This window comes from Dysgonomonas sp. Marseille-Q5470, assembly GCF_951230145.1.
In the GTDB taxonomy this organism is placed as follows: domain Bacteria; phylum Bacteroidota; class Bacteroidia; order Bacteroidales; family Dysgonomonadaceae; genus Dysgonomonas.
Genome location: NZ_CATNVE010000001.1, coordinates 613893 through 632244 on the forward strand (window position 1 = coordinate 613893; position 18352 = coordinate 632244).

Sequence of the window (18352 nt, forward strand, 5' to 3'; positions counted from 1 at the left end):
ATTTCTACTTTTAGGACAGCCTATTCTATTTTTTCTGTTTTTTAATCGTGCTGTGTAATTCCTTTCCAATTATCGGTTCTGAAAGGTGCGGCAGGCAATCCCTCTTGATTAAACAGATTCACATCCGGATTATTCGCCCAAGAATAACGTACAGCCGCAGGATTAGCTATTTTCTCTGAGTAAACCACTACTTTATCTCCGTCGATATAAGCCTTTGCCCATTCAAATTTTTGATCTGCTCCTGCAATGGCAAAACCTTCAACGTATCCGTACTTATTCTTTACGCATAGCCCTTTGCCTGTGTTGTTGTACGAAATGACTGCTTTATTACCTTCAATATTCATTTCCTTAAAGGTAGGGCCTGAATATACGATATCCTTCTTGCCATAATCTTTATTGAGTGCGATAAGAGCAAGGCGAAGGCCAACATCCTGTTTGTTGCGAGGGTGAATATCGTCTGCATCGCCTATATCTGTAATCACAGCTTCACCTGTTTGAGGAAGAGAGAGTGTCATTGTCTGGGCTTCGCGCAATTCTGCCCATTCGCTATTCACCGGCTTGTCGTCCTTTGCTGTATAACTAGCTAGCTGTACCCAGTAGAATGGGAATTCGTAGCCCCATTTTGTACGCCAGTTGTTTATCATTGTGGGAAATAGGGTACGGTAATTGTAAGCTTGCGATGCATTATTTTCTCCCTGATACCAAATAGCTCCTTTGATCGCCAATCCGGTTATAGGGTTTATCATGCCGTTGTATAGCAGCGAATAATACATATTCGGAGAAATATCGATAAACTTATACATTTTGTTGGTTACGGCTTCTTTGTATTGCCATTCTCCGGCCAAAGGGTATTGCTTCCCTTGCACTTGCAGATACATTTGTTCAGCTTTTCCATATATACCGCCGCCGCCGCCGTTATCGGTGATTTTTACAACAATGGTATTGTTTCCACTTTTCAGTACATTTTCCGGTATCTTGTAGCTCCTCTTCACTGCATAACCTTCTGTTTCTCCAATTTTTATACCATTTATCCATACAATGTCATTATCGTCTATCACGCTTAAATCTATTGTTGCAGCTTTTCCTTCACTTTCTTTTGGTAGCGAAATGTTATATTTGAACCATATAATACCATCAACATTGCCGATCACATTTTCCCACATCTGTGGCAATTGCATCTTGTTCCATGATGAGGTGTTGAATGAAGGTTCGTACCATTTCTCACTGATGCCCGGATCGTTATTCAGTGCATTCAGATATTTGGCTTTGTGTTCTTCATTGGTTTTGGCAAACTCATCAAAGTTGTCAACCTTAAAATCTTTGTATCTTTCTCTGAATTTCTCGGGAAGGCTGTTAAATGCATCGCTGCTTGTCCATGTTTCTATATCTGTCCCTCCCCATGAGGAGTTGATAATGCCTACAGGGATATTTAATTCTTTATTCAATTTGCGAGCAAAAAAGTATGCAACGGCAGAGAACTCCGATACGGTTTGTGGAGAACATACCTGCCATGTTCCGCTTAAATTGTCTTTGGGTTTCATGCTGATATCTTTCACTACGTTGAATGCACGTATCTGAGGATAATTGGCATCCTTTATTTCCTGCTCATAGTTATATACTGATCCCCATCCGTGTACAGCCATTTCCATGTTCGATTGTCCCGAACATAGCCATACTTCACCGATAAGGATATCATTCAATGTAATACTATTCTTTTTTCCTTTTATTTCCATTGTGTAAGGACCGCCATACGATACAGGATTGAGTGTTGCAACCCAAGCGCCTGTTTTGTCGGCCTTTACTTTTTTTGTTTGGTTCAGAAAGTGTACTTCAATAGCTTCATTCTTGTCTGCCCAACCCCATATTTTGATAGGTTTGTCACGCTGAAGAACCATGTTGTTGGAGAAGATGTTAGCTAGTTTTACTTCTGCGTGAAGTGCTGAAGCAAAGCACAAAAGGCAGAAAAAGGGTAAGAGTAATGTTCTTTTTGTCATGGTATTAAATCTTTTCTGTAAAAATAAACATTAAAAATTTATTTTTAAAGCAAATGAGAAACAAGTATTTTTCTCGTGTCCAATTAAGGCTCACAGGGATTCATTATCAGTGAAACAAAAAAAGTTTATCTTTGTTATAATATTCGGATCCCAACTAAAAAACAACATAAAATTCATATGAATTACTTTAATTATAAAAGACGTCTGTCATCCGAAACCAGAATAGGGAATACTCCACTGGGCGGAAATAACCCTATCAGGGTGCAGTCGATGACAAACACCAATACGAACGATACAGAAGCAAGTGCCGAACAGGTAATAAGAATAGTAGAAGCCGGAGCCGACTATGTGCGCCTGACCGCACAGGGGGTTCGTGAAGCCGATAATCTGAAAAATATAAAAGAAGTGGTTCGTGGGCGAGGATATAATACTCCACTCATTGCCGATATACACTTCAACCCTCGTGCAGCCGAGGCCGCAGCTAAGGTTGTAGAAAAAGTACGTATCAATCCGGGAAACTTTGTAGACAGGGTAAAAACGTTCGAAACCTTTGAATATACTGACGAAGAATATGCTCAGGAAATAGAAAAAATACGAGCTAAACTCGTTCCCCTACTCGATATCTGTAAAGAACACAAGACGGCTATCCGTATCGGGGTAAATCATGGTTCTCTCTCCGATCGTATTATGAGCCGCTATGGTGATACACCTGAAGGGATGGTAGAATCCTGTATGGAATTTTTACATATCTGCCTCGAAGAAGGATTTAAGGATATTGCCATTTCGATGAAGACATCAAATACGGTGGTCATGTCAAAGGCAGTACGCCTACTGATTGCCCGTATGGAAAAAGAGGGGCTTAATTTTCCTCTACATTTGGGTGTAACCGAAGCCGGAGACGGTGAAGACGGGCGCATCAAGTCAGCGGTTGGTATAGGTTCACTCCTGTCGGATGGAATCGGAGACACGATTCGTGTGTCGTTGAGTGAAGACCCTGAGTATGAAGTGCCGGTTGCCCGTAAGCTGATAGCATATATTAAGCAAAAAGAAAATCATCCTGAAATAGTAGCCACAGCAAGTGATAAGTTCTCCCCTTTTTCTACAGACAGACGTGAGACGTATGTAGTAGGAAATATAGGAGGTGATAACCTTCCTGTTGTCATTTCAGATCGCTCGCAAGGTAATTTTGAGCTAAATAGTCACTTCTTGCCCGACTATTTATATGTAGGCAAAGAACTTCCTGCTGCTGCACCTCGGGCAATTCCTTCTATTATAGACGTTGAGGGCTGGAAAGGTGAGAAAAATACTTATCCGTTGTTTGATAAGTCGAATTGGAATAAAATTAACGAAATAAATTCGGCTATCAAATTCCTCCGCTTGTCTTATCCTGAGTTGGATAAAGATATTTTAGCTTTGCTGAAGAATGATAAGTCTATCGTTATTATTGTTTCTACCGATCATATTAACGGAGTAGGCGAACAGCGAGCTTTTATTCATACATTGATGAATAACGATTGTGATACGCCTGTTGTCCTTAATCGCCACTATACAGAAAATGAGTCGGAAGATATTCAGATAAAGGCCGCAGCAGACTTCGGGACATTGTATCTCGATGGATTTGGGAACGGTATTATGTTGCAGAACGAAGGTGCAATTCCTCTAAAAAATATCGATGCTTATATGTTTGGTATCTTGCAGGCTTCACGTGTGCGTACAAGCAAAACCGAATATATTTCGTGTCCGAGCTGTGGACGTACCTTGTTTGATCTACAGACAACTGTTGCGTTGGTGAAAGGCGCAACTTCGCACCTGAAACATCTTAAAATTGGCGTAATGGGATGTATTGTCAATGGTCCCGGAGAAATGGCTGATGCTGACTATGGCTATGTAGGCGCAGAGAAAGGAAAAATTTCTCTTTACAAAAAGAAGAACCTTATAGAGAAAAATATTTCTTCGGCGGAAGCTGTAGAACGTCTTGTTCAGCTTATAAAAGAGAATGGTGATTGGGTAGAGCCCGAAAACTAAAAAATATTGAATATATGGAATGTGATGCCTATTGTTTTGTCTGGTTGAACAGAATAATATATTAATAAAAATCACATTCCATATACCTAAATTCTTTCCCTATATTCAGTTGGGGTAACTGCTTTGATTTTCTTAAAGACCCGGTTATAATAGGGGATATCTTTGAATCCCGAAGCGAAACATATTTCGGCAATTGCCATATTTGTTTTTGTTAGCATTTGGCACGAAGACTCGATGCGGTATTCTGCCAGGTATGAAAAAAATGTTTTCCCTGTCATTTTTTTAAAGAAAATACAAAAAGAAGATTTATCAAGCTGCACCAATTGAGCCATTTCTTCCAATGTTATGGTATTCTGATAATTATTCATTACATAAAGCAATATTTTTTGCATCCTCTTTGTTTTCTTGTCTTCAACTATGGGTCTGCCTACTGCACTCGTATTTTCTACAGATGAGATTATTGATAACAGTTTGATGAAAGAAGACAGTCGGTCTATTGTTGTCTCTTTTGCCATTTGTACTAAAATGCTCTGCAATCGAACTAATGTCTCCCCCTTGAAAGAAAGGGCTTCAGTATTTTTTTGATTTTTTTTTATATAGGTCTCCAGTTCTGGAAAAGCAGAAGAACATTTCTCCAATAACTGTTCGGAGAAAGTGACGGTTATGTTTTCTATTTCTCCGTTTTTATCAGCATCTAATTCGTCGAATGACCAGCAATGAGGGATATTCGGTGGTATCAGTATGATTTCATTTCTTGAAAATGGCTCTATAGTATCCCCTATAATGCGCGTTCCACTTCCGACTATAACATAAGAGAGTTCCCATGTTTTTTGTTGATGAAGTGTTATTTGTTCATTCCATTTGATTTTTACATGGTCGAAATGAAATGAATATTCACGTTGTGCAGGTATATGAGCATATTTTACTTTTTCGAGCATTTTTAATGTATTCGGTTTATAAAAGGCAAATATAAGACAAGTATAATAAAATATAAAACAATTGAGTATGTTGTTTTTGGTATATTTTTGTTGCCTATAATAGAATTTTAATTTGTAAAGGTAAATGAAAGAAGCAATAGATATTAAAAGCTCCAAGCCCCATTATGAAATACTTGATGGCTTAAGAGGCGTTGCTGCGTCGTTAGTGGTTTTTTTTCATGTCTTTGAGATTCATTCACATGGCGACCATAGTAAACAGATTATCAATCATGGTTATTTAGCGGTCGATTTCTTTTTCCTACTTTCGGGTTTTGTGCTTGGGTATGCATATGACGATCGCTGGGGGAAAATGACATTGAAAGATTTCTTTAAGCGTCGTATTATTCGTCTGCAACCTATGATTATTATAGGGTCTATTATTGGAGCATTATTGTTTTATTTTCAGGGTTCGCCGGCATTAGGGTGGGGTGGAATAAACGAAGTTCCGGTTTGGAAGATGTTGTTAGTGATGCTCATTGGTTTCACCCTAATACCAGTAGGAAAAGGTTTGGATATAAGAGGTTGGAATGAAATGCATCCGCTCAATGGACCGGCATGGTCTCTCTTCTTCGAATATATCGCTAATATTGTTTATGCGCTTGTTTTGCGTCGGATATCAAAAATTGTACTCGCTATTTTAGTCGTGGTTGCTGCCGGATTTACCATTCACTACGCCTTAACCAATCCCAATGGAGATATTATAGGAGGATGGTCTATCGATGATTCTACTCAATTGAAAATCGGGTTTATTCGTTTGGCATTCCCTTTCTTAGCAGGGCTTCTGTTGGCCAGAATGGGTAAACTTCGTTATACGAAAAATGCTTTTCTATCTGCGGCTCTATTGTTGGTTGTTTTGCTTTCCGTGCCACGTCTGGGCGATGCGGATAGTCTATGGCTAAACGGGCTATACGAATGTTTCTGTCTTATCATAATGTTTCCTTTTATAATTTGGCTAGGAGCAGGAGGCAAAGTGCAAGGATATAAGGCTTCTAAAGTATGCAAATTCCTCGGTGATATCTCATATCCGATTTATATTACTCATTTCCCTATTGCATATGTATACATGGCATGGGTAACAAATAACAATCTAACTTTAGAACAGTCATGGCATTATGGCTTACTTGTTGTAATAGCTGCTGTTGCTACAGCGTATCTTGCTATGAGGTTTTATGATCTGCCTATTCGGGAGTGGTTGCGCAAGAAGTTTTTATAATAATTTCAAAATAAGTATCATGCTTCGTAAAGCAATTAAACAATAGCCAATAGGCATGTTTAATTGCTTTATCTTTATCTAAGACTTGCAGTTCGAACAAATTATGCTCTGAAAGCATCGTTATTAATTCGTTTAAATCTGAAGAAATAACTATATTTGCGCCAATAAAAAATTGCAAGATATTCGGCTATGGAATACAACTTTAAAGAAATAGAAAAACGTTGGCATCAATATTGGATTGATAATAAAACTTACAAAGTAAAAGAGGATAAAAGCAAACCTAAATATTATGTCCTTGATATGTTCCCTTATCCATCAGGAGCAGGGCTGCATGTAGGACATCCGCTCGGATATATCGCATCCGACATATATTCCCGCTACAAGAGGCTGAAAGGTTTCAATGTTCTCCATCCAATGGGTTATGATGCTTACGGGCTTCCTGCCGAACAATATGCTATACAGACAGGACAGCATCCTGCCATTACTACTGCGCAGAATATAAACCGTTATCGTGAGCAGTTGGATAAGATTGGCTTCTCATACGATTGGAGCCGTGAGATACAGACCTGCGACCCCAGATATTATAAATGGACGCAATGGGCATTTATCCAAATGTTCAATAGCTACTATTGCTATGATGAGAACCAGGCACGCCCGATCGCCGAACTGATCGCAGCTTTCGAACAAGTTGGTACAGAAGGTTTAAATATAGCTTGCAGCGAAGAATTGCAATTTAGCGCTGCCGAGTGGAAGTCATATTCCGAAAAACAAAAACAAGAAATATTGCTTAACTACCGTATAGCCTACCGCGGCGAAACAACTGTAAACTGGTGTCAGGCTTTAGGGACTGTATTGGCTAACGATGAGGTTATAAATGGCTTGTCGGAGCGTGGGGGATACCCTGTAGAACAACGCTTGATGCGCCAGTGGAGCTTGCGTGTGTCGGCGTATGCACAGCGTTTGCTCGAAGGTCTGGATAAAATAGATTGGAGTGATTCTATCAAAGAAACACAACGCAACTGGATTGGACGTAGCGAAGGTGCAGAAATGAAATTCAAAGTAAAAGATTCGGATGTTGAATTCGAAATCTTTACTACCCGTGCCGATACCATCTTTGGAGTTACATTTATGGTACTTGCTCCCGAAAGCGAATATGTTCCTCAGGTGACAACTGCCGAGCAAAAAGCCGAAATAGAAAAATATTTGGATGCTACAAAACGTCGGACTGAGCGTGACCGCCTGATGGATAAAAAAATATCCGGTGTATTCACCGGCTCGTATGCTATAAATCCTCTTAATGGCAAAGAAATACCGATCTGGGTTTCTGACTATGTACTTGCCGGTTACGGTACAGGTGCAATTATGGCTGTTCCTGCACACGATAGCCGTGACTATGCTTTTGCTAAACATTTCAACTTGCCGATTATACCTTTGATTGAAGGATGTGATGTTTCGGAAGAAAGTTTTGATGCAAAAGAAGGAATCATGATGAATTCAGGATTCTTGGATGGGATGACTGTTAAGGAAGCGATTGAGAAAACAAAAGAATATGTAAGAGAAAACAAACTAGGACGTGTAAAAGTAAATTACCGTCTTCGTGATGCTATCTTCTCCCGCCAACGTTACTGGGGAGAGCCATTCCCTGTATATTATAAAGAGGGGCTTCCTTACATGTTGCCATTGGATAAACTTCCCCTTGAATTGCCCGAAGTAGATAAGTATTTGCCTACCGAATCGGGAGAACCGCCATTAGGTCGTGCAACTAAATGGGCATGGGATGAAGCCAATGAAAAGGTTGTAGATACATCTAAAATAGATCACAAAACAATATTCCCTCTCGAACTGAATACAATGCCGGGATTTGCCGGTTCATCGGCGTACTATCTGCATTATATGGATCCGTATAATGATCAGGAACTAGTTTCGAAAGAGAAAGATGAATACTGGCGCAATGTTGATTTGTATATCGGTGGTACAGAGCATGCTACAGGTCACTTGATATATAGCCGTTTCTGGGATAAATTTTTATTCGACATAGGCGTTTCATGTGAAGATGAGCCATTCAAAAAACTGATTAATCAGGGTATGATACAAGGGCGTAGCAGCTTAGTATATCGTATCAATGGAACAAATACATTTGTATCTTATAACCTGAAAGACAAATATGAAACTTCAGAAATCCATGTGGATGTAAATATTGTGCATAATGATGTGCTTGATATAGATAGATTCAAAGCTTGGAGACCTGAATACGAGACTGCCGAATTTATACTTGAAGATGGTAAGTATGTTTGCGGATGGAATATCGAGAAAATGGGTAAACGATATCACAATGTCGTAAATCCTGACGATGTTGCTGAAAAGTATGGAGCAGACACACTGCGCATGTACGAAATGTTCCTTGGGCCATTGGAGCAGTCCAAACCTTGGGATATGAATGGTATAGATGGTGTTCACCGCTTCTTACGTAAAGTATGGAGTCTCTTCTATAAAGGTGAAGAGTTTGTTGTTACCGATGAAGAACCGACAAAAGAAGAGCTAAAATCATTGCATAAGCTCATAAAGAAGGTGTCTGCTGATATCGAATCATTCTCATTCAATACATCTGTTTCAGCATTTATGATTTGTGTGAATGAATTGACTTCTTTAAAATGCAGTAAAAAAGCGATTTTACAAGAGTTGGTTACCTTGCTTGCTCCTTTTGCCCCTTTCGTTTCCGAAGAGCTTTGGTCTGCATTGGGTAATACAACATCTGTTTGTGATGCAAAATGGCCTGCTTTTAATGAAGAATATCTTGCAGAAGATTCATTCAAATATGGAGTCGCTTTTAACGGTAAGGTACGTTTCGAACTTGAGTTTTCGGCAGATGCTGTACAAGCTGATGTTGAGAAAGCGGTGTTAAGTCATGAGCTGGCTCAGAAATGGCTTGACGGAAAAACTCCGAAGAAGGTCGTCTTTGTTCCCAAGAAAATGATAAATGTCGTATTGTAATCAATAACAATCCATGCCTAAAAGATATTTAAAGGAGTTTTACTGGAAGGATTACGCAACTATATTTGTTGGACTGGCTCTGTATGCCGTAGGGCTTATTGGATTTATAAAACCCGGAGGTATCGTTACCGGAGGGTTAACAGGGATAGCCCTGCTTGTGGAATACGCTACAAATGCGAAGATTCCTTTGCAGTATACCTATTTTCTTGTAAACTGTGGATTGTTGTTTGTGGCTCTTAAGGTTCTTGGTCTTAAGTTTATGATAAAGACCATCTATGGAGTTGTTGTGCTCACTTTTCTACTTACTATTTGTCAATCCATGATAACCGAACCCATTGTAAAAAATGAGCCGCTTCTTTCAGGTGTTATCGGAGGGATGATGTGCGGAGTCGGGATAGGTTTGGTATTCAGTTCGAATGGTAGTACGGGAGGCACAGATATCGTTGTAGCACTTATCAATAAGTATAAAAATATAGCTTTTGGGCGAGGAATGCTTCTGTGCGACTTTGTGATAATCAGTTGTTCGTATTTTGTATTCCAGAATTATCAGACTATTATATACGGGCTTATTGTGATGGGGGTGATGACATATAGTATAGATATGGTTATCAACGGATTTCGTCAGTCGGTTCAGATACTTGTTTTCTCCGAGAAATATGAGATTATAGCCACTGCCATAAATCATGAATTGCACCGGGGCTGTACCGTTTTGGATGGTATGGGGTGGTATACGAAGAAGCCTACAAAGGTTCTGATTGTCTTAGCTAAACGCAACGAAGCACTGGAAATATTCCGCCTGATTAAAAGTATTGACGAGAAAGCTTTTATCTCACAAAGTACTGTTCGGGGAGTTTACGGCGAGGGTTTTGATAAAATAAGGACGTAAAATCATGGATTTAAAAGGTAAAAATATCATTCTCACAGGCGCCTCTTCAGGAATAGGGAGAGATATGCTCGATATTTTAGCCTTATATCCGAATGTCAAAATTGTAGCTGTTGCCCGTCATGCTGACCGTATCCCTCAAAAAGAAGGAATTGTATACCCTTATGCTGCTGATGTAAGCAGTAAAGATGGAGTTGATAATGTGTTCAATTATGCTCAGGAAATATTTGACGGGGGAGTTGATGTCTTTATCGCTAATGCCGGTTTTGCTTACCTCGAAAAAATAAATAATCCCGATTGGCAGCATATAGAGAATATTTTCAATCTGAACGTATTTTCCCCTATCTATTCACTGGAGAAACTCCTCGCTGGCAGCAATAATAAAAGAGTTGCATTTGCTTGTACTATATCGGGCGCAGGCTTGGTTTCTTTGCCTGCTTACTCATTGTATTGTTCTACAAAAGCCGCACTGCACCATTTTGTGCAAACCTATAGGTACGAGCAGTCTGAAAACATACAGATAACAGCAGTTTATCCAGTTGCCACCCGCACTGAATTTTTTGATAAGGCAACCGGAGAAAATAGTACGTCTTTGCCATTTCCTACACAAAACTCGCAAACTGTAGCAAAAAAAATTATCAGAGGGATCGAAAAAGGGAAGGAGAATGTTTACCCATCCTTGTTGTTTCGTTTCTTTTTTCCTATTGGAAGAGCTTTCCCTATTTTCCTGAAAATATATTCCGGATTGGAAAAGCGGAAAGTTGGGAAATGGTTGTAATTACAGAATTTAAATCTAATAGAGTAAATAATAATATGTCAGATATATGTAAAAATTGTAGTACTCCTGTCTCTGGAAAATATTGTTCAAACTGTGGACAATCAACAGCTACTGCACGTATTAATTTCCATTATATTATACACGAAATACAACATAGTATTTTTCATGTAGATAGAGGAATTTTACACACAATAAAAGAACTCATTACGAGACCCGGTGACTCTATTCGCGAATACTTATCGGGTAAAAGAATCACCCATTTCAAACCGTTTTCATTTATTCTTATTTTAGGGACTATATACGGATTTATATGTTTTTTCCTAAAAGTATATCCTGAAAACTCATTTGCCTATCTCCAGACAGATGCTGCAGCCAATAATTACAGTCAATTGGTTTTCGATTGGATGTATGGGCATTATTCTTTTGTTATGCTAGCTTTTATTCCATTTTATGCATTAGCATCCTATATAGTATTTAAGAAGTCAGGTTACAATTTCGTGGAGTTTTTGGTTATAAACTCATATATAGTAGGAATGCAGATACTAATTCTTATTTTGACTTATCCTATTTATTATTTCACCCTTTCCATATGGGGCGTATTGCTGACTTTCTTATTTTGCTATTTATATCAATTTTGGGTATATATACAATTGTTTGGAAAGAATTCACCTATCAAGACTGTATGTAAGACGTTGGTAAGTATGGTTTTATCATTTTTGTTTGTTGTGATAGCTTCTTCTTTAGTTACATTTGTATTCATTTTTATCAACCATCGGTAGAGATATTTTAAGGGTTTAATCCCTTCTTCTTGTTTTTATAATATTCAAGGAGCTTGTATCCCATAATCCCTATTGTGATTCCAAATAATATACCGCAAGCAACATCGATAGGATAATGCTTGGCAAGATAGATGCGGCTATATGCGACAATTGTAGCCCAAATTATTGCCAGATAACCGTAATACTTAGAGCCGGTCTTACGGAATAATAAAAGGAAAAAAGTAGCCATCGTAAACGTTGTTGCAGAATGCGATGAGAAGAAGCTTGTACTCGAACTGTACCTTTCTATTGCATGTATAGCACCTGTCCAATCTTGATTATGTATCGGACGTGGACGTTCTACCATCATCTTAATAATATTGGTTAATAATGCACTTGCACCGATAGAAAGCAAGAAAAATATAACACTCGTTTTTTTCCAAACCTCTAATCTGTAATAGATAAACACAGCCATCAGGATACACATAATTATCCAAAAATGGTACGAACTGAAAAATAACATAACAGGGTCGAGCCAACCCATATGTTTACTGTTCAGATACAAAAAGAGTTCTTTATCCCATTCTATAATTTTGCGAAGCATTAGCGTATATCTTGAAAATGAACCACAAAGAAATATTATTTTACGATTAAAATGAAGAATATTTAAATCTTTTATATTTTTAGTAATTGCAAATCAATCGGTATCTGTCTGTAAATTGAATATATTGATGTAAATTTGCAACCATACATTATGGAAGGAACATTTAATATACACAGGGAGAATATAAATGAAAATGAGAAGGAGTTTGAGAATGCGTTGCGCCCTCTCACCTTCCAGAGTTTTCGTGGACAGAGTAAAGTTGTAGAAAATTTACAAGTCTTTGTGACAGCTGCAAAAATGCGTGGCGAATCGCTCGACCATACTCTGTTGCATGGCCCTCCCGGACTTGGAAAAACAACCCTGTCGAATATTATAGCCAATGAGCTTGGTGTAGGGTTTAAGATCACATCAGGCCCTGTATTAGATAAGCCCGGAGACTTAGCCGGACTGCTTACTTCGCTGGAACCGAACGATGTTCTTTTCATAGATGAAATACACCGCCTTTCGCCTGTTGTGGAAGAATACCTGTATAGTGCGATGGAAGACTATCGCATCGATATAATGATAGATAAAGGGCCTAGCGCACGTTCTGTACAGATAGAACTCAATCCGTTTACCCTTGTTGGTGCAACTACTCGTAGTGGTTTGCTTACGAGCCCTTTGCGTGCCCGTTTTGGGATAAACATGCATCTCGAATATTACGATATAGATACCCTTGTGCATATCATCTTACGATCGGCAGATATCTTGAATGTACCTGCTTCGAAAGATTCTGCTATAGAAATTGCTTCACGTAGTCGTGGTACGCCCCGTATTGCGAATGCCTTGCTGCGCCGTGTGCGTGACTTTGCTCAGGTAAAAGGATCGGGTAAGATAGACAAAGATATAGCTTCTTATGCTCTCGAAGCATTGAATATAGATAAGTATGGATTGGATGAGATAGATAATAAGATATTGCTTATCCTGATCGATAAATTCAAGGGGGGGCCGGTAGGAATCTCCACAATAGCAACCGCACTGGGAGAAGACGGAGGAACTATTGAAGAGGTATATGAGCCGTTCCTTATCAAGGAAGGTTTTATGAAACGTACTCCTCGTGGACGTGAAGTGACAGACCTTGCCTATAAGCATCTGGGAAGGAAAAGAGAAAGCGAGCAAGGATTTCTATTTTAAAAGAATAAAACATTGAACTTAGAATTATTTATAGCTAAGCGGATCCATTTTAGTAAAGGCGAAGGAGAGAAAAAAGCGTCTTCACCTGCTATTAAAATAGCTATTGCAGGTGTTGCAATAGGATTGGCAGCTATGATTTTGGCATTGTCTATTGTTATCGGTTTTAAGAAAGAGGTGCGGAACAAGGTTGTTGGCTTCGGCTCTCATATTCAGATTACCAATCTGAATAACACCACGTCTTACGAAACATTGCCGGTAGCTGTTACTCCCGGTCTTTTAGATACATTGAGCCATGAGACAGGTATAGCACATGCACAGATATATGCCACAAAACCGGGTATCATAAAAACAGATAGTGCATTTCAGGGGATAATTCTAAAAGGGGTAGGGGAAGACTACGATTGGGACTTCTTCAAGAAGAATATGATTGATGGTAAGATCATCAACCCTGATGATACCACAATCACCAATCAGGTTATTATCTCGAAGAATATAGCCGATAAACTTAATCTGAAGACTGGCGATAGTTTTATTTCGTATTTTGTTCAGGAACGCAGTGCCCGTAAGTTTAATATCACGGGGATATACAGTACCAATTTTGAAGATTACGACAAACTATTTGTTATAACAGATATCCGACTTATACAAAGACTTAATAAGTGGCAACCCGATCAGGTAAGCGGTATAGAGCTGCTTGTAAACGATTTTGAGCAACTTGACCAGCTTACACAAAATATCTATTTAGATATGATGACTTATCGGGATGTGGATGGGAATACCTTTCTGACCCGCTCTATTAAAGAAATGAATCCGATGATATTCAGTTGGCTCGATCTGTTGGATATGAATGTATGGGTAATCATGATCTTGATGTTTGCTATTTCCGTATTTACGATGATATCGGGATTGCTTATTATAATCTTGGAGCGCACCAATATGATTGGTATACTTAAAACCCTTGGTGCACGAAATTTTAATATTCGTAAAACATTTCTCTATGTGTCTTCATTCCTGATACTGAAAGGGATGTTGTGGGGAAATATTATAGCCCTAACTGTGCTGTTGCTTCAACGGTATTTTGGCTTGATAAAGCTAGATCCCAATACTTACTATGTATCCGAAATGCCGGTGGATATAAATATATTACACATTATTCTTATCAACATTGCTACGTTAACCTTGTCGGTATTGGCTATGGTTGGGCCTTCTTATCTGATAGCAAAAATATCTCCTGCAAAATCACTTCGTTTCGAATAAGAGATTATTCGTGATGGTAAGGTTCGTTGTTTAAGATTGTCATTGCTCTATACAACTGTTCCACAAATATAAGACGTACCATCTGGTGCGAAAAAGTCATACGTGATAGTGTTAGTCTTTCATTCGCCTTTTGATATACTGCTTCCGAGAAACCATAAGGGCCTCCGATGGCAAATATGAGCCGCTTGCTTACCGTATGTGTTTTCTTTTCTATATAGGAGGCAAACTGCATCGAGGTATATTCTTTTCCCTTATCATCGAGCAGAACGAGATAATCTCCCGCCTGTATGTTTTTTAATATCAACTCACCTTCCTTCTCTTTTTGCTGTTCCATCGTAAGGCTTTTGGTGTTTTTTATATCAGGTATAATTTGTATTTCGAAAGGGATATAATGCTCTAACCTTTTCTGGTATTCGTTGATAGCCTCTACAAAATAGCCTGCATCGGTTTTGCCTATAGCGAGAAGAATGATTTTCATATTTTCTAGTTTTTCATTACAAAAATAGGCAACAATTTCTTGCTGCCTATCCTGTTATATAAAAAATAAGTTTTTTCCTTATTTCGTTGCATCAATCACACCTCTGAAATAACCTATAGATTCGGCTATTCCCGCTAAAGGGGCTTTCATATTTCGCTCGTATTCGAGGCTGCAAGCTCCTGAGTATTTCACTTCGCGAAGCATTCTCACAAAAGCAGGAATGTCTATTATGCCCCGACCGATTTCACCTGTCTTTCCGGCTTTAGTTGCTGCGGTTGTATTCTTCATATGGATGTCGAACACTCTGTCGCTGTACTTTTTTAGGTCGGCAATCGGATCATGTCCTGCACGTGCATCATGACCAATGTCGAGACACATTCCGATACGAGGGTCTAGGTCTTTTACATGTTCATAGATATCAGCTGCATGCGGATATAATTCGATGTCAGGTCCATGAAGGTGAATGGCATATTTGAAATCATATTCTTTTACTTTCTTGTCTACATAAGGCAGTAGTTCATGATTGGGAACACCTACGATAAGTTTTACGCCAACACGTTTGGCATAATCAAACGCTTTGTCCACTTCTTCTTTGGTCTTCATGTAGATAGGGCCTACAGCATAACCTGTAACATCATACTTTACCAGTTTAGCATGGAATGCGGCAATTTCTTCGTCGGTGCTATTCAGCGGAAGATGGAAATCTTTGATACAAAGATAGTGTACATCTACCTCTTGCATCATTTTGAGGGTCTCATCCAGATTGAAATTTACAAATGTATATCCGGCTATGGCTACCTTAAATAATTCGCCATCATCTCGTTGCGTTTTCTCGGGTTCATTGGCAAAAAGAATTGTTGTGTGCGCGCACACTAAAAGTAGGAATAATCTTAGTGTTTTACTCATGGGTTACTTTTTTAGATATTTAGATTTTTATTTAAGATCATCACGGTGTACAAATATAACAATTCTCATAGAATAATATATTCTTATAGTTAAAGCTTATATCTTTATATTTTATAAAATAGAGCTTGTAATAAAAGAAGAATGGCACATTTGGATAAAGAAGATTTCAGACGAGGAGTGTATGATGTTGTGAGGAGTATTCCGTATGGTCGGGCTACAAGTTATGGCGCAATAGCTAAGGCTATCGGCTATCCCAATATGTCACGTTTGGTAGGTAGGGTGATGGGAGAGTGCAATTCTGTTATTTCCGGTATTCCGGCGCATAGGGTAGTAAATAGTCAAGGAGTACTCTCAGCCAAAGAAGCGTTCGGAAACTCGAACGAAATGCAGAAGCTCTTAGAAGAGGAAGGAGTTGGTGTTGTAAATGATAGAATCATCAATTGGAAGAAAGTATTCTGGGATCCTACCCAAGAATTGACTATCGAATGATTTCCTTTATAGCAATTCGCTTTCTAAGAATAAAATTATCTAATAGAGTAGACTTTGATATACAAAATCAAAGAAAAAGGTAACAACAAAAAACATTTCAAAAAGTGTCACTTTTGTCACCTTTTGGCTGTAAGGTGCTGATATAGAGTGTTGCGTGTTTTTCGGGTTTTGTCACTTTTTATATGAATAGTAACTAAAGAATAGAACCAAGTAAAACAATTTATATCTTTGTAAATAAACACAAATAAACGATATGAGAATAATTCCCGATTCAGAACTGATTATAAACAGTGATGGCAGTGTTTTTCACTTACATCTAAAGCCGGAACAATTATCGGACAAAATAATAATGATGGGCGACCCCGACAGAGTGAGCCTTACCGCATCTTTTTTTGATAGTGTAGAATGTGATATCCAAAGCCGGGAGTTTCATACGATTACCGGAACGTATAAAGGGAAACGCATTACTGCTCTTTCGCATGGTATCGGCCCCGACAATATAGATATTGTAATTACAGAATTGGATGCGTTGGCTAATATCGATTTCAAGACACGTGAAGTAAAGAAAGACTTCAAACAGCTCACAATGGTGCGTGTAGGAACATCAGGAGGGTTGCAGCCTCATTGCCCAATCGGTTCGTATGTGGTTGCAGCAAAGTCGATCGGTTTCGACGGAGTACTCAACTATTATGCAAATCGTGATAAAGTGACATTGGCTGATTTTGAGGATACCTTTAAGAAATATGTTGGCTGGAATCCCCAGCACTGCGCTCCGTATGTTGTAAAGGCCGATGAGGAATTGGTAGAACGTATAGGACATGACATGATAAAAGGAGTTACCATATCTGCCATTGGTTTCTATGGGCCACAGGGGCGATATGTACGCATGCCGTTGGCTAATCCCGATCTGAATAGTAAAATAGAGTCGTTCAGGTTTGGTGAAGATTCGATTACCAACTACGAGATGGAAAGCGCACCGTTGGCAGGAATGAGCCGGTTGATGGGGCATAAGGCCATGACTGTATGCACAATAATAGCCAATCGTTTGGCAGGAGAATCAAATTCAAATTACAAGGGTTCGATAGAAGACTTAATAAAGAAGGTATTAGAGCGTATTTAATGAAGGCACAAACAAAAAAGAGGCTCAAGCGGATGTTTTGGGTATTATCAATCGGACTGATTTTAGCGGTTTTAGCAATCCTTTTTGCTAACTGGAAGATTCCCCACGATTCCAAAGGTTTTGTATATAATGAAGTAGATAGCATACCCCCTCAGAAAGCGGCGTTGGTTTTGGGTGCTGCTAAGAATATAGGCAATCGTCCCAATTTATACTTCACCTACCGCATTCAGGCTGCGAAAGAATTATATGATGCCGGTAAGGTGCAGGTCTTTGTTGTAAGCGGAGACAATAGCCGCAAAGATTATAATGAGGCAGACGATATGCGTGCCGCTCTTGTCGAAGCCGGCGTGCCCGACAGTATTATACATTGCGATTATGCGGGCTTGCGCACACTCGATTCGGTGGTGAGGATGAATGAAATATTTGGTCAAGATTCGTTTATTGTCGTGTCGCAAGAGTTTCATAACGAACGGGCTGTGTTTTTGGCTCAGAATTGCGGGATGACAGCCTATGGATATAATGCAAAAGATTTATCGCTTAACCGATCGTCATACAGAACAAAAATAAGGGAGTTGTTTGCAAGGGTAAAAGTCTTTGTGGATATCGCTACAGGTAAAGAGCCAAAGTATCTGGGAGAAAAGATTAAAATCTGAAATCTTTTAAGAATTAGGGTCTTGCTGATATTAGATGGAAACACTAATTTTGT

16 protein-coding genes are annotated in these 18352 nt (G+C 39.0%); 11 read left to right on the plus strand and 5 right to left on the minus strand.

What is annotated here, in order from left to right:
* Window positions 1-41 precede the first annotated feature (41 nt).
* Entirely contained in the window at window positions 42-1994 is a 1953-nt protein-coding gene (locus QOX35_RS02625; RefSeq protein WP_283685672.1) for a sialate O-acetylesterase, read from the minus strand.
* Between the two features lie 177 nt (window positions 1995-2171).
* On the opposite strand from QOX35_RS02625, the gene QOX35_RS02630 reads away from it, so the two are divergent.
* Entirely contained in the window at window positions 2172-4019 is a 1848-nt protein-coding gene (locus tag QOX35_RS02630) for a 4-hydroxy-3-methylbut-2-en-1-yl diphosphate synthase (protein ID WP_283685673.1), read from the plus strand.
* A gap of 86 nt (window positions 4020-4105) precedes the next feature.
* On the opposite strand, the gene QOX35_RS02635 is transcribed toward QOX35_RS02630, so the two are convergent.
* Window positions 4106-4957 (minus strand): AraC family transcriptional regulator, encoded by an 852-nt coding sequence (locus QOX35_RS02635; RefSeq protein WP_283685674.1) that lies wholly within the window; start codon window positions 4955-4957, stop codon window positions 4106-4108.
* Between the two features lie 124 nt (window positions 4958-5081).
* Between QOX35_RS02635 and QOX35_RS02640 the strand changes: the two genes are divergently transcribed.
* The 5 genes from QOX35_RS02640 (at window position 5082) to QOX35_RS02660 (ending at window position 11640) form a co-directional block, all read left to right on the plus strand.
* Window positions 5082-6209, plus strand: coding sequence for an acyltransferase family protein (locus QOX35_RS02640; protein WP_283685675.1), 1128 nt, complete (start codon window positions 5082-5084; stop codon window positions 6207-6209).
* A gap of 189 nt (window positions 6210-6398) precedes the next feature.
* Window positions 6399-9200 carry a leucine--tRNA ligase gene (leuS, locus tag QOX35_RS02645; RefSeq protein ID WP_283685676.1) on the plus strand — a complete coding sequence of 934 codons (2802 nt, stop codon included), beginning with the start codon at window positions 6399-6401 and terminating at the stop codon, window positions 9198-9200.
* A 13-nt stretch (window positions 9201-9213) separates the two neighbouring features.
* Entirely contained in the window at window positions 9214-10086 is an 873-nt protein-coding gene (locus tag QOX35_RS02650; RefSeq protein WP_135106681.1) for a YitT family protein, read from the plus strand.
* A gap of 4 nt (window positions 10087-10090) precedes the next feature.
* Window positions 10091-10861, plus strand: a complete 771-nt coding sequence (locus QOX35_RS02655; protein ID WP_283685677.1) for an SDR family NAD(P)-dependent oxidoreductase — start codon at window positions 10091-10093, stop codon at window positions 10859-10861.
* A gap of 35 nt (window positions 10862-10896) precedes the next feature.
* Window positions 10897-11640, plus strand: a complete 744-nt coding sequence (locus tag QOX35_RS02660; RefSeq protein ID WP_283685678.1) for a DUF3667 domain-containing protein — start codon at window positions 10897-10899, stop codon at window positions 11638-11640.
* 7 nt (window positions 11641-11647) lie between these two features.
* On the opposite strand, the gene QOX35_RS02665 is transcribed toward QOX35_RS02660, so the two are convergent.
* Window positions 11648-12223: a phosphatase PAP2 family protein gene (locus QOX35_RS02665; protein ID WP_283685680.1), complete on the minus strand. Its 576-nt coding sequence runs from the start codon at window positions 12221-12223 to the stop codon at window positions 11648-11650.
* Between the two features lie 150 nt (window positions 12224-12373).
* Here QOX35_RS02665 and ruvB point away from each other — a divergent pair, with 150 nt between their 5' ends.
* Window positions 12374-13396, plus strand: a complete 1023-nt coding sequence (ruvB, locus tag QOX35_RS02670; RefSeq protein WP_135106689.1) for a Holliday junction branch migration DNA helicase RuvB — start codon at window positions 12374-12376, stop codon at window positions 13394-13396.
* A 12-nt stretch (window positions 13397-13408) separates the two neighbouring features.
* A complete protein-coding gene (locus tag QOX35_RS02675) occupies window positions 13409-14653 on the plus strand; it encodes an ABC transporter permease (protein ID WP_283685681.1) in 1245 nt (414 codons plus the stop codon).
* Between the two features lie 4 nt (window positions 14654-14657).
* On the opposite strand, the gene rlmH is transcribed toward QOX35_RS02675, so the two are convergent.
* Window positions 14658-15131, minus strand: a complete 474-nt coding sequence (rlmH, locus tag QOX35_RS02680; RefSeq protein ID WP_283685682.1) for a 23S rRNA (pseudouridine(1915)-N(3))-methyltransferase RlmH — start codon at window positions 15129-15131, stop codon at window positions 14658-14660.
* 78 nt (window positions 15132-15209) lie between these two features.
* Window positions 15210-16037, minus strand: a complete 828-nt coding sequence (locus QOX35_RS02685; protein WP_283685683.1) for a sugar phosphate isomerase/epimerase family protein — start codon at window positions 16035-16037, stop codon at window positions 15210-15212.
* 141 nt (window positions 16038-16178) lie between these two features.
* Here QOX35_RS02685 and QOX35_RS02690 point away from each other — a divergent pair, with 141 nt between their 5' ends.
* The 3 genes from QOX35_RS02690 to QOX35_RS02700 all read left to right on the plus strand — a co-directional run bounded on the left by QOX35_RS02690 (window position 16179) and on the right by QOX35_RS02700 (window position 18299).
* A complete protein-coding gene (locus tag QOX35_RS02690) occupies window positions 16179-16526 on the plus strand; it encodes an MGMT family protein (protein WP_135106696.1) in 348 nt (115 codons plus the stop codon).
* A 253-nt stretch (window positions 16527-16779) separates the two neighbouring features.
* Complete coding sequence (locus tag QOX35_RS02695) at window positions 16780-17646, plus strand: nucleoside phosphorylase (RefSeq protein WP_283685685.1); 867 nt, start codon at window positions 16780-16782, stop codon at window positions 17644-17646.
* On the plus strand, window positions 17646-18299 hold the full coding sequence (locus QOX35_RS02700) for a SanA/YdcF family protein (protein ID WP_283685686.1): 654 nt from the start codon (window positions 17646-17648) through the stop codon (window positions 18297-18299). The genes QOX35_RS02695 and QOX35_RS02700 overlap by 1 nt, the downstream gene beginning before the upstream one ends.
* The last annotated feature ends 53 nt before the right edge of the window (window positions 18300-18352 follow it).